Annotated in this window: 21 protein-coding genes; 7 read left to right on the top strand and 14 right to left on the bottom strand. The window is 40.2% G+C overall.

Annotation, left to right across the window (positions count from 1 at the left end):
- Positions 1–25: 25 nt before the first annotated feature.
- Positions 26–3,322: a gliding motility-associated C-terminal domain-containing protein gene (locus ACXAFK_RS09625; RefSeq protein WP_474957591.1), complete on the bottom strand. Its 3,297-nt coding sequence runs from the start codon at positions 3,320–3,322 to the stop codon at positions 26–28.
- A gap of 335 nt (positions 3,323–3,657) precedes the next feature.
- The gene (gene uvrA / locus ACXAFK_RS09620) at positions 3,658–6,438 is read right to left on the bottom strand and encodes an excinuclease ABC subunit UvrA (protein ID WP_474957590.1); all 2,781 of its coding nucleotides are present in this window, start codon (positions 6,436–6,438) and stop codon (positions 3,658–3,660) included.
- A 251-nt stretch (positions 6,439–6,689) separates the two neighbouring features.
- Between uvrA and ACXAFK_RS09615 the strand changes: the two genes are divergently transcribed.
- Positions 6,690–7,274, top strand: a complete 585-nt coding sequence (locus ACXAFK_RS09615; protein ID WP_293295291.1) for an RNA polymerase sigma factor — start codon at positions 6,690–6,692, stop codon at positions 7,272–7,274.
- Between the two features lie 252 nt (positions 7,275–7,526).
- On the opposite strand, the gene ACXAFK_RS09610 is transcribed toward ACXAFK_RS09615, so the two are convergent.
- Positions 7,527–8,189 carry an endonuclease III domain-containing protein gene (locus ACXAFK_RS09610; RefSeq protein ID WP_252079694.1) on the bottom strand — a complete coding sequence of 221 codons (663 nt, stop codon included), beginning with the start codon at positions 8,187–8,189 and terminating at the stop codon, positions 7,527–7,529.
- A gap of 55 nt (positions 8,190–8,244) precedes the next feature.
- Here ACXAFK_RS09610 and bcp point away from each other — a divergent pair, with 55 nt between their 5' ends.
- A complete protein-coding gene (bcp, locus tag ACXAFK_RS09605; protein ID WP_224837005.1) occupies positions 8,245–8,697 on the top strand; it encodes a thioredoxin-dependent thiol peroxidase in 453 nt (150 codons plus the stop codon).
- 132 nt (positions 8,698–8,829) lie between these two features.
- Here bcp and ACXAFK_RS09600 read toward each other — a convergent pair whose 3' ends face one another.
- A complete protein-coding gene (locus tag ACXAFK_RS09600) occupies positions 8,830–10,281 on the bottom strand; it encodes a nucleotidyl transferase family protein (protein ID WP_224837004.1) in 1,452 nt (483 codons plus the stop codon).
- 89 nt (positions 10,282–10,370) lie between these two features.
- On the opposite strand from ACXAFK_RS09600, the gene ACXAFK_RS09595 reads away from it, so the two are divergent.
- Together ACXAFK_RS09595 and ACXAFK_RS09590 are read left to right on the top strand one after the other, a co-directional pair.
- The gene (locus ACXAFK_RS09595; RefSeq protein ID WP_474958161.1) at positions 10,371–11,135 is read left to right on the top strand and encodes an MBL fold metallo-hydrolase; all 765 of its coding nucleotides are present in this window, start codon (positions 10,371–10,373) and stop codon (positions 11,133–11,135) included.
- Between the two features lie 140 nt (positions 11,136–11,275).
- Entirely contained in the window at positions 11,276–11,773 is a 498-nt protein-coding gene (locus ACXAFK_RS09590) for a hydrolase (RefSeq protein ID WP_474957589.1), read from the top strand.
- 90 nt (positions 11,774–11,863) lie between these two features.
- Here ACXAFK_RS09590 and ACXAFK_RS09585 read toward each other — a convergent pair whose 3' ends face one another.
- The 9 genes from ACXAFK_RS09585 to ACXAFK_RS09545 form a co-directional block, all read right to left on the bottom strand.
- Positions 11,864–12,523 (bottom strand): alpha/beta hydrolase, encoded by a 660-nt coding sequence (locus ACXAFK_RS09585; RefSeq protein WP_474957588.1) that lies wholly within the window; start codon positions 12,521–12,523, stop codon positions 11,864–11,866.
- A gap of 9 nt (positions 12,524–12,532) precedes the next feature.
- Entirely contained in the window at positions 12,533–12,856 is a 324-nt protein-coding gene (locus tag ACXAFK_RS09580; RefSeq protein ID WP_474957587.1) for a hypothetical protein, read from the bottom strand.
- A complete protein-coding gene (locus ACXAFK_RS09575) occupies positions 12,856–14,109 on the bottom strand; it encodes a dihydroorotase (RefSeq protein WP_474957586.1) in 1,254 nt (417 codons plus the stop codon). The genes ACXAFK_RS09580 and ACXAFK_RS09575 overlap by 1 nt, the downstream gene beginning before the upstream one ends.
- Entirely contained in the window at positions 14,106–16,028 is a 1,923-nt protein-coding gene (locus tag ACXAFK_RS09570) for a BatA domain-containing protein (protein WP_474957585.1), read from the bottom strand. The genes ACXAFK_RS09575 and ACXAFK_RS09570 overlap by 4 nt, the downstream gene beginning before the upstream one ends.
- Positions 16,029–16,236: 208 nt before the next feature.
- A complete protein-coding gene (locus tag ACXAFK_RS09565) occupies positions 16,237–17,244 on the bottom strand; it encodes a glycosyltransferase (RefSeq protein WP_474957584.1) in 1,008 nt (335 codons plus the stop codon).
- A gap of 20 nt (positions 17,245–17,264) precedes the next feature.
- A complete protein-coding gene (locus tag ACXAFK_RS09560; protein WP_474957583.1) occupies positions 17,265–17,960 on the bottom strand; it encodes an SGNH/GDSL hydrolase family protein in 696 nt (231 codons plus the stop codon).
- A 266-nt stretch (positions 17,961–18,226) separates the two neighbouring features.
- Positions 18,227–19,711 (bottom strand): S10 family peptidase, encoded by a 1,485-nt coding sequence (locus ACXAFK_RS09555; RefSeq protein ID WP_474957582.1) that lies wholly within the window; start codon positions 19,709–19,711, stop codon positions 18,227–18,229.
- 192 nt (positions 19,712–19,903) lie between these two features.
- Positions 19,904–20,668 carry a TIGR02757 family protein gene (locus tag ACXAFK_RS09550; RefSeq protein WP_474958160.1) on the bottom strand — a complete coding sequence of 255 codons (765 nt, stop codon included), beginning with the start codon at positions 20,666–20,668 and terminating at the stop codon, positions 19,904–19,906.
- A 1-nt stretch (position 20,669) separates the two neighbouring features.
- A complete protein-coding gene (locus ACXAFK_RS09545) occupies positions 20,670–21,338 on the bottom strand; it encodes an ABC transporter ATP-binding protein (protein WP_293295282.1) in 669 nt (222 codons plus the stop codon).
- A 183-nt stretch (positions 21,339–21,521) separates the two neighbouring features.
- On the opposite strand from ACXAFK_RS09545, the gene msrA reads away from it, so the two are divergent.
- The 3 genes from msrA to ACXAFK_RS09530 are packed head-to-tail and all read left to right on the top strand — an operon-like array spanning position 21,522 to position 23,013.
- Positions 21,522–22,085 carry a peptide-methionine (S)-S-oxide reductase MsrA gene (msrA, locus tag ACXAFK_RS09540; protein ID WP_474957581.1) on the top strand — a complete coding sequence of 188 codons (564 nt, stop codon included), beginning with the start codon at positions 21,522–21,524 and terminating at the stop codon, positions 22,083–22,085.
- Positions 22,072–22,671, top strand: a complete 600-nt coding sequence (folE, locus tag ACXAFK_RS09535; RefSeq protein ID WP_224836992.1) for a GTP cyclohydrolase I FolE — start codon at positions 22,072–22,074, stop codon at positions 22,669–22,671. Before msrA ends, folE begins: the two co-directional genes overlap by 14 nt.
- A gap of 39 nt (positions 22,672–22,710) precedes the next feature.
- Positions 22,711–23,013: a hypothetical protein gene (locus tag ACXAFK_RS09530; protein ID WP_252079705.1), complete on the top strand. Its 303-nt coding sequence runs from the start codon at positions 22,711–22,713 to the stop codon at positions 23,011–23,013.
- Positions 23,014–23,038: 25 nt separating this feature from the next.
- Here the strand turns inward: ACXAFK_RS09530 and ACXAFK_RS09525 are convergent, their stop codons facing one another.
- Positions 23,039–25,333: a TonB-dependent receptor gene (locus ACXAFK_RS09525; protein ID WP_474957580.1), complete on the bottom strand. Its 2,295-nt coding sequence runs from the start codon at positions 25,331–25,333 to the stop codon at positions 23,039–23,041.
- Between the last annotated feature and the right edge of the window lie 79 nt (positions 25,334–25,412).

Genomic DNA, 25,412 nt, shown 5'->3' with positions numbered 1-25,412 from the left:
TGATTTTTTTATTTGGTCGGCCGTATTAATTCCTGTTGATATATAGGTAGCCCGAATAGCTTTCTTTCCCAGGATTATCTTCAGCGGTAAATGTTAGTATGTAGAAATAGGTTCCACTGGGCAACTCCCTATCTTGCTGGAGCGTAGCTCTACCTTCGGAAATTCCGTAGAATAGGTTGTTCCCTTGTCCATAACCATTGACTTCATAGACTTGAACCCCCCAACGATTAAATATTTTCACATTGTTGTCCGGATAGTTTTCTATACCCAGAATTCGAAAATAATCATTGATGCCATCCCCATTGGGCGTAATTCCGTTGAAAATTTCAAAACCAATACCTCCTCCGGAATATTCACAAAAGCCGCTTACATTTATGGAAGTAATGTCGTTTTCTTCATAACTGTTATCATCGGAATTATCAAAAACGGAATCCGTGGTATCAATTATATCTGCGGTTACCACGGCTTGGTTATCCACGAAGATGCCATCGATATCCACTTGTGCAAGATTATATATTGCAGTATACAACCATTCCTCACCAGGCTCCAATATGCCATCTTGCGATTCTTCGGTAACTTCCAATCCATTTACGGTTCCACCTAGTAGCTGGTCTGTAAGGACTACATTTTCCAAGTTGATCGTACCTGTATTTATTACGGTAAAGTCATACCTTATACTATCATCGCAACCATCGTTGTCCAAGTCAATGCCAGTTCCAATTTTGATTACTGCGATTCCGAACAGTGGAGTATCGTTACCCCCTCCGTCACCAGGGCATGCATCGTTGGGAATTTCTGTTCTAGTTGGGGTATCCTCGAAGTTGCTATCATCATCGGATAAATCAAAGACAATGAAATTTGAGTCTATTAACTCTGCGTAGACAATGGCTTGGTTGATTACAAAACCATTGTCAATATCTTCTTGTGTGATAGGGTAAATAGCAGTGTATACCCATACTTCATCGACTTGAAGTATTCCATTTTCGCTGATACTCTCAGAATCTGGACCTGGTATTTCTTCTTGTCCAAAGAGTACTTCGTCTTTTAGTGAAACATTTTCCAAGTCGATCCCTCCAACATTTGTAATAGTGAAGGTATAACGGATACTTTCTATACAACCATCCTGGTCAATATCGATGAATTCAGCTTCTTTAATCAATCCAATACCTCCTCCATCAGTACAAGAATCGTCCGGTACGGCCGTCCTTGTGGGCTCATTCTCAAAAAGACTATCCTCATCGGACAAATCGGATACTACAATTTCTGTGTCAATGATCTCTCCGTTCACCTCTGCTTGGTTGACCACTGCGGCATTGTCTATGTCTTCTTGGGTAATGGCATAAATGGCCTCATAGGTCCAAGTTTCGCCTACGGATAGGATACTGTCATCATTGATGTCGGATCCATCTACAGGGCCGGACACCTCGCCGCCAAGGAGTTCGTCTTCCAACATGATTTCATCAATATCTACATCACCGATATTGGTCAAAGTGAAGGTATATAGGATGCTTTCCTGACAACCATCACCATCAACATCAATTACTGTACCTTCTTTAATAAGCCCAATGCCTGGTGCTCCTTCGGTACAGGCATCATCTGGTACTTCTGTGCGAGTTGGACTATCTTGAAAATTACTGTCATCATCCGACAGGTCGGATATTTGATTTTCTGTATCCACCACTTCTGCCGTTACTGTAGCTTGGTTGATTACCAGAGTGGCATCAATATCTTCTTGCGTAATAGCATATATTGCAGTATACACCCTTACTTCACCTACTTCGAGGATTCCATTTTCTAGAATGCTTTCCGAGTCCGGGCCTGCAATGGCCCCATTGAACAAGGGGTCTTCGAGTATGACTTCATCTAAGTCCACATCGCCCAAGTTGGTAACGGTAAAAATATATAGGATACTCTCAATACATCCATCGGCATCAATGTCCAACAGAGTACCTTGTTTTATCAGTCCTATATCCGGTACTGCGCAAAAAGACAGATCTACAACTGTTGGGTCGTTTTCAAGTACGCTATCATCGTCTGAAAGGTCGATAGCCAGCTCATTGGGCAACCCTAGAAGATTGGCGGAGACAGTTGCTTGGTTTTCAAAATAGCCATTGATCAGATCTTGTTGGGTAGTTAAGTAGACCGCAGAATAGATCCAAACTTCATCTACATCCAAGAGACCATCATTATTTTCATCACCTGTTAATGGTCCGGCTATATCACCTCCGAGCAAAGGGTCATTTAAAACCACATTCTCCAGAATATCCACACCTTGATTGGTTACGGTAAACTCATATAAAATCAAGTTACATCCAGGACCTGCCTCTACATCTTCCAAAGCAACCCCTTGCTTAACAACGGCAATATCTGTTTTTGATGGACAGGATGGTAAAATCGTAACGGTCTCGTCATTTTCCAAAACGCTGTCATCATCGGATAAGTCGAGAACTATGGCATTTAAATCTCCCTCAATATTTGCTGTTGCCGTTGCTTGATTGACGACCTCTTCTGCAAATTTATCCTGAACCGATGTTATGTATGGTACGGTATATATCCATGTTTCACCGGGTTCTAATATGTTATTGTTGTTATCGTCGCCACCATCAGGACCAACTAAATCCCCACCCAGTAAAGGGTCATTTAGCACTACATTTTCCAAATTGTTTCCTCCCTCACTGGTAACACTAATTTGATACAGTACCAAATTACATCCGGGGCCTCCTTCTAGCGCATTCAAGGGTACGCCTACCTTGACAACGGCAATATCTGTATTTGAAGGACATGCAGGTAGTACAATTACCGTGGAATCATTATCATTGACCATTTGATCGGGCTGTCCTTGAACATTTGCTGTAACCACAGTAGCAGTTTCCACTTGTTGGGCCACTTTTTCCTGTACCGTTGTTACATGGGCGACAGTATATGTCCATTCCTCACCAACCTCCAAGATATTGTCTTCTGTTAAACTTTCCGTTGGACCAACAAGATTTCCATCAAATAAATCATCGAATATTTCTATGTTCACAAGATTGTCGTCACCCGTATTGGTTACTGTTATCTCATATAAAATCAGATTACAGCCTGGATTTCCCTCAATAGCATCCAAGGGATTGCCACCAACGGTTATGGAGATATCGGGAACAAATGGTTGATCGGTATTTACAAGGACAGGGTTCTTTCTTGATTCGGCTTCATTTGCCAGGATGAATACTTTGTCAGTGATTATGGCAAAACCAAATTGTAATGTTAATAAGGTTAGAACGAGTGTTGCTAAAATCAAAATAGGTTTGATAAATACCTTGGAGTAAGTAGTATTGTTCATGCTGAATGGTTTAATACTCTTGCAATAAAAGTGGTTGTGTTTTTAGGTGTGTAAACCTATCGACCCTAGTTTATAGGCTGATCGTAAAACATGTACAAACCAATATTATTAGGTTGACTAGAACACACAATTTGAGGGCAAATATCTTCTTTACCAAGCAGTTTTTAGGTAACGAATTGACGTGTCATGCGGCTCAATTGACGTATGGCCGTTTTGAGTTTATAAATGACATTATATGCTTAGGAGAACAGGCAGATATCAATAGCAAATCCTGATCAAGTAAGTAATATGATCAGTTAATTATTGTAAAGGATATTAAATAATGTTATGTGGTTTTAATACAGACTCTTCTTTAAATAATGTGCCGTATAGGACCCGACATGGTTAACAATTTCCTCCGGAGTGCCTTCGACTACCAAGTTCCCACCTTTTTCACCGCCTTCGGGGCCTAGGTCTATAATGTAATCAGCACATTTTATGAGCTCCATATTGTGTTCGATAACAATAATGGAATGTCCTTTGTCCAAAAGTTCTTCAAAGGATTTGAGCAGTTTCTTGATATCGTGAAAATGAAGACCCGTAGTGGGTTCATCAAAAATGAACAAGGCTTTTTCCTTGGTATGACCTTTCACCAGGAATGATGCAAGTTTTATACGTTGTGCCTCGCCGCCAGATAGGGTGGAAGAGGATTGCCCCAAGGTAACATAACCCAATCCTACATCTTGCAACGGTTTTAGCTTGGTTACGATCTTGTTCTGATTGTACTTGGTAAAGTGATCAATGGCATCGTCAATGGTCATGTTCAAGATATCATCTATGTTCTTACCTTCGAACTGTACTTCCAGGATTTCCTTTTTAAAACGTTTGCCGCTACATACATCACACTCCAAATGTACATCGGCCATAAACTGCATCTCTACGGTAATCTCTCCCTCTCCCTTACATTTTTCGCAACGACCACCATCTACATTAAAGGAAAAGTGTTTGGCCTTATAACCACGTAGCTTGCTCAGTTTTTGCGAAGCGAGCAGACTTCTTATATCATCGTAGGCTTTAATATAAGTGACCGGATTGGAGCGCGAGGAACGGCCAATCGGGTTTTGATCTACAAATTCCACATGTTTGATATGGGCATACTTGCCATACATTTCCGAGAACTGTCCGGCCTTTTCACCATACCCCCCTGTTTCCTTCAAAATAGAAGGATACAGAATTTTACGGACCAAGGTACTTTTTCCACTTCCCGACACTCCGGTGACCACTGTGAGTACATTCAAAGGAAAAGTAACATCTATGTTTTTGAGATTGTTCTCTCTCGCTCCTTTAATTTGAATGTAATGCTTTGAGTTTCTCCGTTCTGAAGGAACAGGGATTTCCATGGTTCCATTAAGATAGTTTGCCGTTAACGAATCGGCCTGTAAGATGGTTTCCCAATCCCCGGTAGCCACTACGTTTCCGCCCAGGGTCCCCGCTTCTGGGCCAATATCGATAATTTCATCGGCAGCCTTCATAATGTCTTCATCGTGTTCTACTACAATAACGGTATTCCCCAGATCACGAAGTGATTTTAATACTTCGATCAAATTTTCGGTGTCCCTGGGATGAAGTCCAATGCTGGGTTCGTCCAAAATATACATGGACCCCACTAAACTGCTTCCCAAGGATGTGGCAAGATTGATCCGTTGACTTTCCCCTCCGGAAAGGGTGTTGGATTTTCGATTTAATGTAAGATAACCTAGACCGACCTTGTCCAAAAACTCCAATCGGGTGGTAATTTCCTTGAGCAATCGTTTGGATATTGCCGTGTCGTGCTCGGACAGCTGTAAGCCGTTAAAAAACGGCATTAATTGTTTAATGGGCAGCTCTATTAGATCTGAAATGGATTTATTGTCCACTTTTACAAAGTTCGCTTCTTTGCGCAGGCGTTTTCCTTTACATACGGAGCATTTGGTTTTACCTCGGTATCTGGACAACATTACCCTGTTCTGGATTTTATAGCTTTTCTCCTCCAGTTGCTCAAAAAATTTATGTATACCAATAAAATGTTCGTTGCCGTCCCAAACCAATTGTTTTTGGGAATCCGAAAGTTCGAACCAAGGTTTATGTATGGGAAAGTCGAACTTGTATGCCGAATTTACCAATTGATCCCTGTACCAGCCCATACTTTCGCCACGCCAAGGGAAGATTGCATTTTCATAAACGGATAAAGAGGTGTTGGGAATTACCAGGTATTCATCAATACCTATTACATCACCATATCCTTCGCACTTTGGGCATGCACCGTAGGGATTGTTAAAACTGAACAAGTGTACATTGGGTTCCAAAAACTTCATTCCGTCCAACTCAAACTGGTTGCTGAATGTTTTGATCTCGCCAGTCTGAAGGTTTTCTATGGCACAGGTTCCCTTACCTTCAAAAAACGCATTGTCCACTGCATTGGCCAAACGGTTCCAGAAATCCTCATCATTCTTCACTATAATACGATCTACTACAAGATCGAATTCCCTACCGATATCTTCCGGGGCTTGATCAATACGGATGACTTCTCCCTTATATTTTATCCTGGCATACCCTTGTTTGGAAAAAAGCTCCAACGATTTTAGCGGTTCTCGTTCGTCGGATATGGTTATGGGGGACAACAAAAGAAGTTTGTCCCTTTCGTTCAACTGCTTTATGTAGTCGATAACATCGGTTACGGTATGCTTTTTAACCACTTTGCCAGAAATAGGGGAAATGGTTTTCCCAATACGTGCGTAAAGCAGTTTTAGGTAATCGTATATTTCCGTGGTAGTGCCCACCGTAGATCTTGGGTTGGTGGAATTTACTTTTTGTTCTATGGCAATGGCAGGGGCTATACCTTTAATATAGTCCACTTTGGGTTTGTCCAATTTTCCCAAGAACTGTCGTGCATAGGAGGAAAGACTTTCCACATATCTACGCTGTCCTTCGGCATAAAGTGTATCAAAAGCCAAACTCGATTTTCCAGAACCGGATAATCCTGTGATAACCACCAACTTATTTCTTGGTATCACAACATCGATATTCTTTAGGTTATGCAGTTTGGCACCTTTGATTATAATATTCTGCTTAGGATCTACGTTGATATTGATTGCCATATGTTAAAATTAGGGTTCCAAAGATACGATACACTGCACTTTATACGTATATTGTATCAGTTAACATATAAAAATCGTCAACTCACAACATAGATTTTTAGGTCGCCTCCCTATTTATCTATATTTGAAGTGTAATTAAAATCCTGATAGGCCTATACAGAATAATTACTTTTTAAAGATTAAAAACTGAATAACTAAAGTCTTTCTTGACAAAGGAAGGGCTGTGATTTTAACCCAAAAAAGTAATTTGTATGGAACAGCTACAGATTAATGACTCGATTTTAGTAAAGAACTACATTAACGGAGACGAAAAGGCTCTTGAAATCCTGATCAACAGACACAACCAAAGAATCACCAGCTTTATATACAGCAAAGTTTTGGATAGAGATGTGGCAGAGGACATCTTCCAGGACACTTTTATTAAGGTGATCAAAACCTTGAAAAAAGGAAGCTACAGCGAAGAGGGTAAATTTTTACCTTGGGTAATGCGAATTGCCCACAATTTGGTGATAGACCATTTCCGTAAAAACAAGAGAATGCCCAAATTTGAGGGAAGCGACGATTTCAACATCTTCTCCGTAATCCACGACGAGAAATTGAACGCCGAAAAACAGATCATTAAAGATCAAATAGAAAGTGATCTTACCCTTTTGATCGATGAGTTACCGGACGACCAGCGCGAAGTACTTATCATGCGAATCTACAAGGACATGAGTTTCAAAGAGATATCCGAAAACACCAACGTTAGTATTAACACGGCTTTGGGCAGAATGCGATACGCTCTTATTAACCTTAGAAAAATAGTTGAGCGTAAGAACATCGTTTTAACGAATTAATCGGCATTACGTCGAACGCTGCAATATTTCCAATCTAGCGCCGTTATATAATGGAAACAATTACTTACGCTAGAATATGGAAAACATTTACTCTGAAGAACAAAAATCCGTAAAAACGGTAAAAGCGAGCCAGAAAACTGTTGATTTCTTACTTAGCTTTTCAAAATCGATTCATGTAGTTGACTACAAAAAACACCAGTTTGAAGTAACATTGAATTAATTTAAGGATCAAACTGACGAAAAGAGCCGCAATTAGCGGCTCTTTTTGTTTTTATAGTATTCGTTGATCACCGATTTGCGCCCAATAGTCTTGGTGATAATATCCTTTTCCAAGTCCCAGCCCCTGGCAGGCGAATATTCCCGGCCATACCAAATTATTTGAAGATGCAACCTGTTCCAGATTTCTTTTGGAAATAAACGTTTGGCATCACGTTCGGTCTGTACCACATTTTTGCCATTGCTAAAACCCCAACGGTACATCAACCTATGAATATGGGTGTCCACAGGAAAGGCTGGAATCCCAAAGGCTTGTGAAACCACTACACTTGCGGTTTTATGTCCCACTGCAGGCAATTCTTCCAACAAAGCAATATCCCTGGGTACCTTGCCATTGTACTTTTCTATCAGTATTTTGGAAAGTCCATAAATACCTTTTGCTTTCATAGGGGATAGACCCACTGGCTTAATGATCTCCCGAATCTCTTCCTCCGATAACTTTACCATATCGTATGGATTATCGGCCTTTTCAAATAAAAGAGGGGTAATTTGATTGACACGAACATCGGTACTTTGTGCGGATAGCAAAACTGCAATCAACAAGGTATAGGGATCCTTATGATCTAAAGGTATGGGAATGGTAGGATAAAGTTCATCCAAGGTTTTTACGGCGAAATCAACCTTTTCTTGTTTGGTCATATTTGTTTAACTTTGCTTGTATAAATATTAAACAATAAATTCAATCACAAAGATCATGAATATGTTAAAAATAGGAGATAAAGTACCTGATTTTTCAGCAAAAGACCAAGACGGCAATACAATTAATCTTAGTGATTACAAAGGCAAGAAGTTAGTGGTATTTTTCTACCCTAAAGCAAGTACTCCTGGATGTACGGCCGAAGCCTGTAATTTACGGGACAATTATAAGGAATTGCAAGATCAAGGTTTTGAGCTTTTGGGCGTTAGTGCAGATTCAGAAAAAAGACAATCCAATTTTAGGAACAAATACGAGTTTCCTTTTCCCTTATTGGCAGACGAAGACCATACCGTAATCAACACCTTTGGTGTTTGGGGGCCAAAAAAATTTATGGGAAAAGAATACGACGGTATCCATCGTACCACTTTTATTATTGATGGGGATGGAGTGGTAGAAAACGTTATCAGTAAAGTAAAAACCAAAGACCACGCTGCGCAGATATTGTCTTAAAATACTTTTTTTCTCATCGAGCGTAGTCGAGATGTCAATAAACAGGAGGCATTTTAAAGTTCTCGATTTCGCTCGAACGGACAACAAAAACGTAATAAAGTAAAAAAGGCACTGAAATCAGTGCCTTTTTGCTTATTCTTTTTTCTCAAGAACCTTTCTGGTAAATAAGTTTTTTTCTTTGATTATTTCAGCAATACCCTCCGGTAATTCTTCTTCCCATCCATCATCCTTGTTAATGATTCTTTTAAGAACATCCCTGGAGAAAATATGGAGCACATCCGGGTCATAATCAATAATGTCCATCACCTTTCCGTTATATTTAAAGAATTTGTACAATTCTTTCATTCTTGGATGAACCTTTACATTGTTGCTGGTAAGCACCTGTCCCGTTTCTGGATCTTTCATAGGGTAGAGGTACACTTTTAAATCCTTAAAGAACAGTTTGCCGAACGCTTCAAGAATACCACCGCTCAAGTGACGATAGTATTTTTCATCAAAAACATCTACCAAGTTGTTCACGCCCATGGTCAATCCAATTTTGGCCTTGGTGTAGCTGTTAAAGTATTCCACCAACTTATAATATTCCTGAAATTTGGAAATAAGCACCGTATGCCCCAGGGAACAAAGAAGCTCCGCACGATCCATAAAGTCTTGCTCATCTATTTCACCCGAAGCTTTTAGGTTGGACAAGGTAATTTCGAAAACTACAATGGCATTGTCCATATCTACTGTTTGCTCCCGAATAAAAATATCGTACGATTTCTGGAACATATCCATATTCACCTTGGTCACCGGTCTAAAACTACCGCGAAGAGCCAAAATGTTTTTCTTGTAAAGCACGGCCGCAGGCAAAAGGTTGTGCCCATCGGGGCCGAACATTACCGCATCCGTCATATCGTTTTTAATAAGTTGAAGACTCATTAAACGGTTGTCGACCTCGGAAAAATTAGGCCCGGTAAAGTTGATCATATCAATCTCCAAAGTATCGTGGTCGATATGGTCGTATAGATATTTTAAGAGCTTTTTGGGCTTATGGAACTTAAAAAAGGCGCCGTAAATTAAATTAACACCTAAAATACCGAGGGTTTCCTGTTGTAATCTGGCCTCGTTTTGTTTAAATCGAATATGGAGAATAATTTCGTCGTACTCCTTTTGGTCCGGGTCTAATTGAAAACGAAGACCGACCCAACCATGCCCTTTGTATCTTTTTGAAAAATCGATGGTGGCCACAGTATTGGCATAACTAAAGAACAGGTAATCGGGGTTGTTGTCCCTACTGATCCGTTCTTCCACCAAACGCATTTCGTGGTCCAACATCTTTTTTAATCGGGATTGTGTAACGTAACGGCCATCCTCTTCGATTCCATAAATGGCATCACTAAAAGATTTGTCGTAGGCGCTCATTGCCTTTGCAATAGTTCCGGACGCGCCACCAGCTCTAAAAAAATGTCTGGCGGTTTCTTGTCCCGCTCCAATCTCGGCAAAAGTTCCGTAAATATCTCGATTCAAATTTATCCTTAAGGTTTTCGCCTTTATGGAAGGAATATTTTCAAAAGAATTTTCTTTGCTTGGTACGCTGGGCATTTCCAAATTTTTAAACTACAGCAAAGTTACACTCTTCGGGCAATCTATTAAATAAATAAGTTATAATTTTGGTTTTAATGGATGATAAGATGACCATTACTTTTTTAGGCACGGGCACTTCGCAGGGCATACCCGTGATCGGAAGCAACCATCCCGTTTGTCTTAGTACAGACCCTAAGGATAAAAGACTGCGTGTATCGGTATTGATTTCTTGGGAAAAATATAATTATGTTATTGATTGTGGCCCTGATTTTCGACAGCAAATGTTGACCAATCCCATTGAAAGACTGGATGGCATTCTTTTTACCCACGAGCATGCCGATCATACTGCGGGCATCGATGATATTCGCCCATTTTTCTTTAGGCAGGGAGATATTCCCGTTTATGCCCATCCACGGGTTTTGGATTCGCTCCGTAGGCGGTTTGATTATATTTTTGCCGATGAGGACCGATACCCCGGAGCCCCGGCGGTAGAAGTGCACGAAGTCTTTAAAAATAAGAATATCCCATTGGGCGATTTAGACGTGGTACCTATTGAAGCCTACCATAACCGTTTACAGGTTTTTGGTTATCGCTTTGGAGAGTTTGTTTACATGACCGATGTTAAAAGAGTGGAGGAGGAGGAAATCAAAAAAATAAAAGGGGCAAAAATTTTAGTGGTCAATGCACTGCGTATTGAGCCCCACCATTCCCATTTTAATTTGGAAGAAGCATTGGAATTTGCAGAAAAAGTAGGCGCGGAACAAACCTATTTTACCCATATTAGCGCTTTGTTGGGTTTTCATGAAGAAGTTGAAAAAAAACTGCCAGAAAATGTACATTTGGCCTACGATAACCTAAAGATAAAAATATAGAAGTTCTTAATTCGTTATCATGGCAGGATTATAAAATAACAGATTGTCATTTTGAGTCCGACTTAATACTGGACGCAACATCTCGACTGTGTTCCATGTGACATTAATTGGAATTAAGGATTCATATAATTTTCAAATACATGAAGAAAAACATATTTCTATACCTATTTGTTTTTGCCGCTCTGTTGGCACTTTTTCAATACGTTACTGGTAGTAACATGCAAAAAGCATTGAGCTCTGATGTGGAAAAATTGGAAAACCAGGTAGTAAAACTCGAAGATTCCCTACAAACCATGCATCTAAAGGTACTGGATATGCAATACTTTACCTTGGAGAACAACGACGATGCCTTGGCCTATTACGACCACATGAAACTGGAGAACCCATCGCTCTACATCCAGGATAAATTACTGGAAACCAACGAACAAAAAGGAGACAATCCTTTAATTCCCTACGAAGGGATGGAAAGTGATTTTAAGATAAACAAAATCAAAGTACTAAACCATAAATGGATTTTGGCCGATTTCTCAGATGGAAAATACTGGGGGGATATGATTATCAAATATGAGCTAAAAGATGATCTAAGCGTAGATTTTACTTTGGCCGAACATTTACTTTACGCACCACAGGACTATTAATTTGCCTCAAGTCAGTACTAAGCTCGGCATGCAAAAAATATATCATCTGTAACGCATTTCTGAATTCTTAAGTTTTCTTCTCAAAATTGCTCAAATCTGTTGTTGCAACCACTTTTTAAAGGAAAAAAAGTTTTGCTGGGAAACCCCGTGCCCCACCGGAAACTCTTCGTAAGTAGTTGGGATATTTAAGTTTTTGAGGAATTCAGGGGATTTTTGGGCCCATTCCAAAGGGATAACTTGGTCCACTTGACCGTGTGAAGCATAAAAACTCAACTTACTATGGTCTTTTTGTCCATAATCTTCCACCAATATATTTTCATTGATGTAACCGCTGAGCGCAACAACATTCTTTATTTTTTCGGGATACGATAATGCTACCGAATAACTCAAAATTGTGCCTTGGCTAAAGCCCAGAAGAGAAATATTATCCTCATCCAGGTCATAAGCTTCGATGGCCTCATCAATAAAGGCTACTATCTTTTCCCTAGATTCCTTCGCTTGCTCATCGTCGCTCCATTTGCCTTGTTCTGCATCAAAATTGATGGCATACCAAGCATGCCCAAAAGGTTCTAGATCATACGGGGCCTTTACGGAAAAAACCATTAATTCTTCTGGTAATTCCGAAGCAAAAGAAAATAAATCCTCCTCGTTGCTTCCATAGCCGTGGAACATAAACAGCGCCGGTATTTTGCCGGATTGTATAGAGGAAGGGCGTAATAAATATGTTAAGGATAGGGGTTTAGGAGACATTTTTCTATTTTATGATATGAAAGTAAACCATTGTTGAAAATACTTGCCCAAAACCGGCAAAGGCTTTGTGTTCTCGTTTAAAACCTGTAAAAAACCAAAAACCCAAATAACCAAATAAAAAAGATAGATGGGTATGGACAAATAAGCTAATCCGGTATAGGTCAATAATATGGCGAGGGCATGGAAAAGTATGTGAATTCCAAAGGCTTGCCTAATGTGGAAACGGGCAAATGTATTTTTTGGTTCCATGTTCATTGTTATTGCGATCAAACAACCCACAATGGTAAAGTAAGATACTATTGCGGCGGTTTTTCCAGGTTGGGGCTTACTCATTATAAATTGCTTTGGCCGTTGTTAATGATTCCGTAAACTTTTCCTTTTAAAGAAGTACCGATAAACATACTGTTCTTTGAAGTGGATAAAATATCCTTTACTTCAAAAGTGTAGGTCTGTTCTGGGTCGAACAAGGTAAAACAGGCTTTGCTCCCTTCTGTAAATTGTGGTTCCTCGATAAGATATCTGTCCCGTCCTTTGGTCAATAACCTAATGGTTTCCTCGATTTCGAACAGGGTGTTCAAAGCGCCAAAAGCAGATTCCAGACCAATACTGCCGCTTTTCGCATTATCAAATTCAACTCGTTTGTGTTCTACATCCAACGGTATATGATCTGAGGTCACAAAATCTATGGTTCCATTTTTAACCCCCTTGATCAATGCCTTACAATCGGATTTTGCACGAAGGGGAGGGGACACTTTAAAATTGGAATCAAAGCCCTTTAGGGTCTCATCCGAAAAAAATAGATTATGTACGGCAGTACTGCAGGTGACGTCCAAGCCTTTTTTCTTGGCTTCTGCTATTAGTTTTACCGACCCGGCCGAGGAAATGGTCGGAATATGCAATTTTCCACCGGCGTATTCCAGAATAAACAAGTCCCGGGCCACCTGAAGCTCCTCCGCCAATGCGGGAATTCCTTTTAGGCCCAACATGGTGGATATTTCTCCTTCGTTTACCACTCCTTTGCCCTTAATGTTGTTATCCTGAGGAAAGGAATGAACCAAACCATTAAAATTTTGCGCATACAGCAGGGCAATTTTCAGTAGATTGGGATTGGCTATCTGCTTTTTAAAATCATAAAAAGCCACTGCACCTGCATTTTTCATATCGTATAGCTCTGCAAGGTCTACACCGTCGGAATTTTTGGTCAGGGAGCCAATGGGATGAACTTGTGTAGCTTTTCCCTGTCCTCTTTCTTTTAAAAAAACTATATCGGAACTGGTATCGGGAACTGGGTTCGTATTTGGATTTAATACAATATCCGTAAATCCGCTCTTCCCCGCAGTAAAAAGTCCATTGGCAATGGTTTCACGTTCTTCAAAGCCAGGCTCACCAAAACTTACACTGCTATCGAACCAACCTAAGGACACGTGTAGATTATCTTTTTCCACAACTTTTGCATTCGAAGGGGCTTCCAAGGACACACCGATCTTATCAATTATACCTTTTTTAATGAGAATATCACGCTTTTTTAAATGCAGACCCTTGTTATCCGGACACACAATTTTTGCAGACTTCAGCAGAATGTTCATGTAACAAATTTTTGAATGAGTACCTCTATAAGTGCCAGAAGCAACGCTAAAATAACAAACCATTTCCAATAAGCGTAAATGTTATTCTCCGCTTTTAGCTGTTTAAAAAGTTCTGGAATTGAATCCAGGGTGTTTATGTTTTGCAATGTCCCCAAATCCAGGTATTTGAGCTGACTTTCCGTTCTTGGGTAATTAAAGCTGATATTTTGTAAAATCTCATTATCCCGTACTATGGAATAAACCCCATCTTCTGTTGGATTCTGATCGAAGGTGAGCTGAACCCTCGCGGGAAAACTCTGTTGTAACGGGATAAACTCGTACCCTTCCTTGGTCACTTTTAAAATATCATCATTGTCCAATTCTACAACAACATCCACGGTAGATGCACTGCCCAATGTGTTAAACAACTTTGGCAATCGTAAGCTCGATTGTGCCATATTATAAAAAGTGGGCACGATCAAAGGTGAATTAACAAAATTGGAGTTTGCCAGCTCCAAAGGCGCCGTAAATACATATAATCTATTGTCACCAATTAAAAAAGGGTTTCCTCCGTCCATGGCCAAAGCCGTAGCAAGGTTGGTCCGTACATTAAAATATACACTTGTGGTGGGGTATTGAAAATTGGTCACTTGTTGTTCAAAGACATTTTGGTACAAAGGATGATCGAACGAAATCGTGGTCAACTGGGCTTCCGATGAGACTTTTTCTATAAAACGCGTAGAGGATAAACTGGATAGTAAGGAATTGTATGAAGATAGATCACTGTTAATGGAGGGAACAATGATCACGGTGCCTCCAGTATTGAAAAACGACCGCAGCACAGTCTGCAAACTACTCGGAATAGCGTTCAAATTATCCAATACTATAACGTTTTTATCATCCAAAACACTATAATCGAGTCGATCTGGTGAGAACTTGTTAAAATCGAACTCATCGCCTCGGAACAGACGGTTCAAATAATCACTTTCCGATTCGCTTACGGCCAACACTTTTATTTTTTCCCTGGCATTGATATTGAAATAAAATCGGTTATCGTAGGCCAAAGCATTGTCCATAATACTCAAGTGGCCATCTAATTTTTGATGGACAGGGATGGAGAATTCAACTTCGGCATTTCCGTTCGATGTAAATTTTGCTGCCGTTTTGGCGATTAGTTCCCCATTGTTGTACAACGAAATCGGCATGGGGTCATCCTCGTTTCCTCCTGAAAGCAGCACTTTAAGACGCCCCTGATCGTTTACACTATCATCCATAAAAACCGAATCTATGGACACGTTTGGGACTTGCCGTGGTCGTACGGGAACAAAATGGGCATTCATGGTAGAATCCAAAACGTTGTTTTGCGAAGCTAATCTTTCTTGAAAATCAGAAATTACGATCAAATCCTTAATCGATGTTTTGCTTGTAGAAAACAAACTATTGGCCTTTAAACCAATCTCATTCAGGTTGAGCTGTTTATAAGAGTAGGGTAGTGCCAGCAGGGTATTCTGAATATCTCCTATTCGGATGTTGGTATAGGTTTTATCGTTGGTGAACAAGCTGAATTCCGTGTCACTCCCCACATTTTTGATAAAATCCTGAACAGCCTTTTCCAAAACTGGAATCCCATTTTGCTTGCCTTGCATACTAAAGGAATCATCCAAATAAACCACGATCTCTTTTTCTTGAAGAGCGGTGCTCGAGGAACTGAAAGGTTGTGCAAAGGCAATTATTATAGCTGCCAGTAGCAACAACCGTGTAAACAATAACAACCATTTTTTAAGGCTGTTGCTTTTTCTGGATTCGGAAACTACCTTTTGTAGCATTGCCACATTGGTAAAAGGTGTTTTGGTAAATCGACGTAATTGAAATAAATGGATCAATATGGGTATTACGAGAAGAAAAAGTGCCCAAAAAATTTCTGGATGTTTAAACTGCATTCCCAATTTTGCTTGATCAAAGATAGGGATTAAAATATTTGGATTTTAGTATTGATTTGCCAATTGTCCGTAATCCTTGGGCAAAACAGTAAAAGTGTAATCATTTTTGGCCATGGGGAACCATCTTTTCAACACTGATCGCACCGTTTTTATACTCTATTTTTGTATTTGGTATGTAAACGATACCTTTTACCGTTTCAATTTTAAATCAACAGAAAAAGAAATAATCCTGCATCGGGGATTGGCCCAATTCAGTAAAATAACTTCGAATTTCCTCTTGTGCTTCCTCGTTGGCAACAGTTATGATGCTTTGTGGATTTTTTAATTTCTTCAATGCATTAAAATGTACCAATTCTTTACCATAAATGTTTTTTCCGATTTTTTTGGGATTATCGCACAGCCAAACAAAATCCAAGTTTTGTTTTTTAAGGCCCTTCGCAATCTTTTTTCCCTTAAATCCCGCACCCCAGATCACTAGGGGTCTATTGGGTGTACGATTCAACTTTAAAAAATAATGGAGCTTGATCTCCAAAAAATAATTTTGTGCGTAGTGCTCATGCGTTCGAGAAGTTCGTGTATCATAGTCTCTCCATAAATGGAGTATTTGGTTACATGGGATTATTTGCAAACCGTTTTCGTAAAATCGGAACGTAAGGTCGTAGTCTTCCGGATATCTGTCCGGTATAAATCCTTGGCATATTTCAAAATCTTGGCGATGGACCATCCAGCATGGGGAAGGAATTGAGCATTCTTTGTAAATCTCTTCAAAATTGGCCCCTCTTTCCGTAAGATGATTAAGCCATTGTTCGTATCTAGCGTAGCCATTACTAATTCCCCTATGTGAAAAATATTTTACCTGCCCTACGGCCACGTGCCCCATTCCTTGTTTTTTCAATGATGAAACCATTACCTCCAATCGTTCTGGCTTCATTATGTCGTCGGAATCCATGCGGGTTACATATGCGCCAATACTGTGGGCATATCCCGTACGTAACGCTGGTATTATTCCCTGCCCCTTATTTTCAAAAACCTTGATGCGTGAATCTTTTGTAGAATAGGCGGTTAAGAGCTCTAAACCAGTATCGGTGGAATGATCGTTTACTGCTAAGATTTCCCAATCCGGATATGTTTGGTTTAAAATGGAATCTAGGCATTCGGGCAGATAGTGTGCAGTGTTTTTAAAGGGTATTATAATGCTGACCTTGCCGTTTTGCATAAAATTAAGGACTAGTTCTTTTATTGATATTGCAAGACCTGATCTATGGTTTCCTTGACCATTTGCTCCATAATTTTGTAGCCAGCCTTGGTTACATGTACCTCGTCCGTAGTCAATTCGGGTGGCAATCCATTTCTGTCATCTGCCATTTTAGAAAAATAATCCAAATATACGGCACCCTTGTCACTAGCCATATTTTTGAGCATTCTGTTAAGTTTTGGGATTTTAATATTGGGCTGCAAACCGGGGCTCCACGGATAATCAAAAGCAGGAAGAACTGAACATACAATGGGTATGATCTGGTTGGCTTGGGCCAGTTCCACCATGGATAGGATGTTGTCGTGAATTTGTTTCAAAGTCATAGGACCTGTGTTGCCGGCAATATCGTTCGTACCGGCTAAAATTACCACCGCTTTTGGGTTCAGGTCAATTACATCTTGCCTAAAGCGCAATAACATTTGAGGCGTTGTTTGTCCACCGATACCACGGTTTATGTACGGGTTTCTATCAAAAAAATCCGGATTGGCGCCCTTCCACATCTCGGTAATGGAATTACCCATAAAAACTACACGGTTTTCGGTTCCGTTGGAAGTCGAAATACAAGTATTCTCCTTTTTATATTTTTCCAAATTGGGCCAATCCTGAGCATTTATTTTTGATGAAATGGATAATCCTAAAAATGAAAACATGATCCAATAAATGGTTAGATTCTTCACAAGGGATGGTTTTGGTTAAAAATAGAAAAATATCAGGGTATTAAAAGTAAATACAGAATAAAAAAGAAGATAATAGTGGCTATAACAGCATAGATCATATGCCTTTTCTCTTTTTCTTTTTGAATAAACATTTTTTTACGAATACGAGCTATATCCCTTTGGGTGGTTTTGTTACATCATAATTTAATCCACAGAGAATTATTCAATAAAAAAGCGATATAACTAAAAATGTTATACCGCCTAATTTTGGTTTAATAGTATTGGGATTAATATTTTGCGCTCTTGCCTTTTGCCTGTGTTCTTAAAATAAAAGCCCGTATGTCTTCATTTGCGGCCTTTAGGTCTTCTCTCCTCAAATACATCATGTGGCCGGAACGGTACCCTTTAAATTCAAAACGATCTTTCATTCTACCACTTGGATCAACTTGGGACATGGTGTATTTAGCTGCAAAATAGGTGCAAGCACCATCGTAATATCCCGATTGCACCAAAACATTCAAGTACGGGTTTTGTGCCATGGCCTGTCTTAGATTGTCACGCACATTGTCGTTTTCATTGTCCCATGGGTGTACAGGACCGAACATATTGTATTTTATATCGGTCTTGAAGTTTAGCTCTTCCTGCAAATAATAGTTAATTGCTGGGGTGAAGCTATGCAACCAAGAAGTCAGTTCTGGAGAGTAATCCGGGCGCGTACCTGCCAATGTTTTATCTATTCCCAAATAGCGGCTATCCAATCGGCCAACGGTATATCCTCCTTTTTCCCTTAAAAGGGCCTTCCAAAAAAACTGTGTGGGAACATCCAAATTATGGTCTAGGATATCTTTTGCTTTTAAACCTGAGTAGCGGGCCATTTTATCGGCGATGGAATTCCGTTCCGCATCTGCAATAAACCCACCCTTGGCAATGGCCGGTAATAATTCGTTTATGGTGAACGCTTCAACTTCTGGCAAAACTTCCAACAAATCCTTGCTTTGCAAATCGGAGGGCAAAGCTTTGTGGTGCCATGCCGCAGCTGCAAAGTATGGCAAGTTCAAAGCACTGGAAACAGGATCATTGTCGCGGAACACCTTGTAATCCGCAGGTGAAACCATGATTACACCGTTCAAGTACATCCACTGTTGGTTTTGCAATGCCAAGGACAATCCCATAACACGTGTTCCACCATAGCTTTCACCCACAATATATTTTGGGGAGTTCCATCTATTGTTCCGTGTTACAAAAGTATTCAGCCATTCTGCCAAATATTTAGTATCGGCATTGATCCCAAAGAATTTTTTTCGGTCTACTTCCTTTCCGGTTTCCGGTATGGTTCTGGAATAACCTGTGTTTACCGGGTTTACGTAAACAATATCGGTAACATCCAAAACAGAATATGGATTTTCCTTTACGCCATAGGGCTGAACAGGGTAACCTTCGTCATCAATTTTTAGGATTCTTGGACCGGTGTAGGCCAAATGCATCCAAACGGAACCAGAGCCCGGACCTCCATTGAACGAAATCAACAATGGACGGGAAGATCTGTCTTTTACCCCATTTTTGGTATAATAGGTATAATGTAAGGATGCAACGGGCTCTCCCATTTCGTCCCAAACAGGTTGTGTGCCCGTAGTAGCTGAATAATCGATTCGTGCACCATTTATGGTAACGGAGTGCTGGGTAGTAATGGTAGTGTCTACAGGAAGTTTTCTTTCTTGGGCAAAGGTGATGGTCGCACAGAACGCCATACCCAATAATAAGAGTTTTTTCATTTTATATGGTTGAATTAGTCTAGTTCATAAAAATAAGGAATTTGATAATGGTTTCCTTAAATCTAGGTTTGAAAAAAATCACCTATCGTATTTATATCTCTCTTTGGATTTAATAAATACAAGATATAAATATGTACAATTAGCTTTTTGATAGGTATAATCAGAATTAACTGATGATAGTTTCTTAAGGGTTTAGAATCTCTCAAAAACTCCCAACCCAAATAGGGCAAAATCATATTTTACAGGGTCGACGGAATCCAGTTTTCTCAGGTTTTTGTCCAGTTCCTGTAATGCCTTGGCATCGTTCTGTTTACGCTTTAGTAATTTGAGTTTGCGGGCCACATTGCCAGAATGCACATCCAACGGGCAGGATAATTTGGAAGGGGCAATGCCTTTCCATAAGCCAAAATCAACTCCCGTACTGCTATCACGGACCATCCATCGTAAAAACATATTGATGCGTTTTGCCGCGGATCCCTTTTTGGGGTCGGACACATGTTTTTGGGTGCGATTTTGATGAGGGAGTTCAAAAAATAGTTGTTTGAACTCCGAAATTGCGGGCTGCATGGAATCCTTGGTCTGGTATTGGGTAAAAATCGTCTCCAAACCTCCATGTTCTAGGTAGATGTTTTGGAGACTGGTTACAAAGTAACCAAGATCAATACCATTAAAAGTGCGGTGTACAAATGTCGAGAGTTCACTAAGGTCCTCCTCGGTATGGGTCATCACAAAATCGTAGGGCGAGTTGCCCATTAATTCCATAAGTTTGTTTGCATTGTTTATAATGCTCTTACGGTTGCCCCAGGCTATGGTAGCCGTTAAAAAAGCGCTGATCTCAATATCCTCTTTTAATGCAAACTTGTGCGGGATCTGTAAAGGGTCGTCCTCTAAAAACTTGGGATGATTGTATTCCTCTACCTTGGCATCGAGAAATTCCTTGAGTTCTGCTTTGGTCATACTAATTCTTGGAGACAATCCGCCCATCTACCATGGTTAGTTTTCGGTCCGCCATATCGGCAAGGTCCAGATTATGCGTTACTAGAACAAAGGTTTGTCCAAACTCTTCCCGTAGTTGAAAAAACAGTTTGTGTAGATTGTCGGCACTTTCAGAATCCAAATTACCACTGGGCTCATCTGCCAAAACCACCGATGGTTTGTTCATTAAAGAACGGGCAACTGCCACTCGTTGCTGTTCCCCACCGGACAGTGCGTTGGGTTTGTGGTCGTAACGGTCCTTTAATCCCAGAAAATCCAAAAGCTCTTTGGCGCGTTGTTCAGCTTCGGTACGGGATGTTTTTTTAATAAAGGCAGGTATGCATACATTTTCCAATGCGGTAAACTCGGGCAATAATTGATGAAACTGAAAAATAAACCCGATATGCTCGTTGCGAAATTGGGCCAAGTTTTTGTCATTCAATTGGTTTACGTCCGTGTCATTGATCAAAAGAGCACTTTCTTCCTTGTTGGTAGGGGTGTCCAAGGTTCCCAGAATTTGTAGCAGGGTCGTTTTTCCTGCTCCGGAGGCGCCAACAATGGAAACAACTTCACCTTTTTTAATATCGAGGTCAACTCCCTGCAATACCTTGAGGTCTCCGTAACTTTTTTGAATATTTGTAGCCTTGATCATAACTAATTGTTCGGTGTTCGAAGATAATGATTACTGTTGTATTGTAAAGTTTGATCGAAGTGGGATTTTTTTTGCAAATACCATTTAAAAGTAATGGCCGGGCAACCCAGTTCGACTAAGTTGCATATAAATATTTGTTATAAATCGTAATACAATATAAATATTGTTTAACTTTGGAAAGAAATGAATAAACAAAATGATTCAATATTGGAAACTGCAATTTTAGCAGGAGGTTGTTTTTGGTGTACCGAAGCCGTATTCCAAAGGCTAAACGGAGTAGTGGAAGTAGTTTCCGGATATACAGGCGGGACTATAAAAAACCCAGCGTACCGCGAAATTTGTACCGGTCGTACGGGCCATGCCGAAGGTGTAAAAATAACATTTGATCCATCGATAATATCCTATGCCGAACTTTTGGAGGTGTTTTTTGCTACACATGACCCCACCACGCTAAACCGACAGGGAAACGATGTTGGCACGCAATACCGAAGCGAGATTTTCTATACTTCGCCCGAGCAAAAACAAATTGCCGAGGATTTTATCAACTTGTTGGATAACGAAAGTATCTTTGAATCTCCTATTGTAACCCAAATATCCGAGGAAAGACCTTTTTATTTGGCAGAAGAAGAGCATCACGATTATTACAACGGACATAGAGAGCAACCGTATTGTCAAATTATAATAGATCCCAAGATCAAAAAATTAAACAATTATTTTTCAAAAAAGCTAAAACATGGCACCATATAGAAACCTCGAAGAATATAACATAGAGATTACCAATGAGGTAAAAGACCATTTTTCCAAAATTGTGGACGATATCGGGGAAGATGTAACCAGGGAAGGTTTGATCAAAACACCAGAACGTGCGGCGAAGGCCATGCTTTTCTTAACACAGGGGTACAAGCAGAATGCAGAAGAAATATTAAAAGGGGCCATGTTCGCGGAAGAATATGACGACATGGTAATTATAAAGGATATCGAATTGTATTCCTTGTGCGAACACCATATGTTGCCTTTTTTCGGGAAAGCCCATGTTGCTTATATTCCCAACGGCCACATTGTAGGATTGAGCAAAATTCCCCGCGTTGTGGATGTTTTTGCGCGCAGGTTACAGGTTCAAGAACGGTTGACCCACGATATCCTGGAGTGTATCAATTCTACTCTAAAACCTAAAGGTGTCGCTGTGGTAATTGAGGCTTCCCATATGTGTATGATGATGCGTGGGGTGCAAAAGCAAAACTCTGTTACCACAACTTCGGGTTTTAGAGGACAGTTCGAGAAAATTGAGACCCGTAACGAGTTTTTGAAACTTATTAGTGCCGATTTGTCCTAATCCCTTTTCAAATTAATCGGGAATTGCTATTTTTCCCATATGGCAGAAGAAAAGGACAAAAAATACCGTAATCTACTTTTAGGTTTACTTTTTGATGGCATTGGTATGCTATCTTTTGCAATTCCGGGAATAGGAGAGTTTTCCGATGTAATTTGGGCGCCCATTGCTGGTTGGCTGATGACGCGTTTGTATAAAGGCAGGGTCGGTCAAGCTGCCGGTCTGATTACCTTTGCGGAAGAGTTGATCCCAGGGTTGGATGTTATTCCGACCTTTACCTTAACATGGATATATACCTATTTGTTGGGCAAAAAAAGGGTCGACCCTAAAAAGATTGACCCTTAATTCTTGAAAACTTATGTCCTGCACGCTACAAGGGCAAATGCAAACTGAAAGAGATATTTCTTCCCATATTGGCTATACCGTCAGCTTTTAATCTGGATAGGTGAGAAATATAATCCTTGTTGAACAGGTTGTTTGCTGTAATCGAATACCCAACTTTTTGATTGAAAATATTCAAGTCTCCTCCGATGCCCGCATTGAACAAATTATATCGGGGCGTTCTTGTTTCAAAATCAGCAACCTTGTTCTGATCAAAAAATGTTTGAAGCGTTACAAAAGCATAGCATTTGTAGTTCTGATTTCTTTTGTTCCATTCCACTCTAAAGGTATTGGTCCAGCGATTGGCAGGTATTAGCGGCAAATTGGATTTATCATCCAATTGCCCATATACAATATCGTAACTGCTTTCCAGGTGCAGCCAATCAATAGGGTGGGGGTGTAGGTGGAACCCAAACTCGCCTCCATACAAAATGGCATCTTGTTGTTGGAAATTATAAATGGGATCCAGTTCCCTAAATTCACCGGTAGGCTCCAAATAAATATAGTCGTTTACAATATTATAAAACGAATTAATATAGGCTTCCACATGTTTGTTCCCGTACTCTAGGGCAAGATCTATCTGAAAGTTTTGTTCGCTATCTAGGTCCGGATTTCCTATTTCTACTCGATTGGCGCCACTGTGCAGGCCATTGGAAGACAGTTCGGATAGGTTGGGGGCCCTAAAACCGGTCGCCAAGTTTAAACGTCCTATAATAGTTTTGGCAAGGTCCGTTCGGTAGCCCAAGGCCGCATTAAAATTATTAAAATTTCTGTCCAGTGCCGGAATATATTCCTCATCGCCCTCAATGCCACTTGCTTCACCGTTTATAGACCTTAGATCATAACGCAATCCAATTTGCAGATCACTTTTATCAAAATGAATGTGAGAAGTGGCCAAAACCCCAAAATCGTTGGTCACGGCATCGGGAACCAAGATTTCCTCCCCAAAGTTTTCGTTGGTTTGATGCATGCCCTGCACCCCAAAAATAGTTGTTATATTTCCCCACTGCGGGTTAAACTGTATGTTGTAGTTAAAGGTTTTCAGCTTCATGTCCAGGGCAGCGCCTTCTTCCTCTTCTTCATGTTCTTCTTCGTGTTCTTCTTCATGTTCCTCGCCTTCTTCGTGCTCATGTTCGTGCCCATCTTCCTCGTGGTGATGCTCTTCAAACTCCTTTCTGTTGTTTATAGTGTACCCGAACGTAGCCTCCAAGCTCGATTTTTTAAAAAACAAATTGTTTTTGGAGCTTAATATATGTGTGGAGAGCTCTTGGTAGGGCAACAAAGGGTCGCGATCGTTGTTTTGAACCCCGATTTCTTCGGGAATGCCCAATTCCGTAGTATTGTAGTTATACCTTAATTCTGTTTTAAATTTGGACGCTTGGTAGGCAAGTCCCGTTTTTAAATCGGCTTCATTAAACCTCGAATTGGTAACGCTTGTGCCATCGCCCGTTTCGTAATCGGCATTGGATGCGTATGCACCTCTTACCAAGAATTTTAATTTTTCCCCTGACGTTTTAAAACCTGCGTTTGCATTATAACCCAAAGTATTGGTAAAATACCTCATGTTTATATCTCCAGAGCTTTCACCTGCTATTTCAAATTTCTCGGGATTTAAGTACAAAACACCTCCTAGGGCATCCGAACCATATAGTAATGAGGCAGGACCTTTTATAACTTCTACACTTGAAATTCCGGCGTCGTTGAGTCCCAGCCCGTGCTCACCGCCAAACTGCTGGTTCTCCAATCTAACCCCTTGGGTATACACCAAAACCCGGTTAAAACTTAAGCCACGTATTACAGGTTTTCCAATACCGACACCGGTCGATACCGAGGAAACCCCTGGAATGTTCGTTATTCCTTCTGAAAGGGTAATTCCTCCTTGTTGTTTGAGCTCCTCCATGGACTTTTGCTCCACTTTCATTACATTTTCGCGCTGTAATTTGTGAAAAGGCGTGGAGAGCACCACTTCGTCCATTTCTATGGCCGATGGTTCCATTTTATAATCGAACCGGTTATTTCCTTCACTGATCTCAATGGATGTGGAATAGGTTTCAAAACCTATATAGGAAACAACCAACTTATAGATACCTTCTGGCAAGTTTTTTAAGGAAAAGTCCCCATTTTTATCGGTTACAGTACCGTTTTCAAGTTGTGGAACATATACGGATACTTGTTCCAAGGGCGCTCCCGTTTCCATATCTGATATATTTCCGGAGAGTGTATGTTGTGAATAACTACAAACTACCGTAAATATCATTAATAGAGTGATGTATAGTTGTTTCATTTTAAACTAATAAAGGTTGAACATATGGTTCCGTACATTTCAAAATTTGTCGTGAACGAACCAAAAACTTATCTAGCTC

Source organism: Flagellimonas sp. ABD4_174 (genome assembly GCF_056160185.1).
The sequence above is the reverse complement of the archived record's forward strand: the minus strand, read 5'-3'. Positions and strand labels throughout refer to the sequence as shown.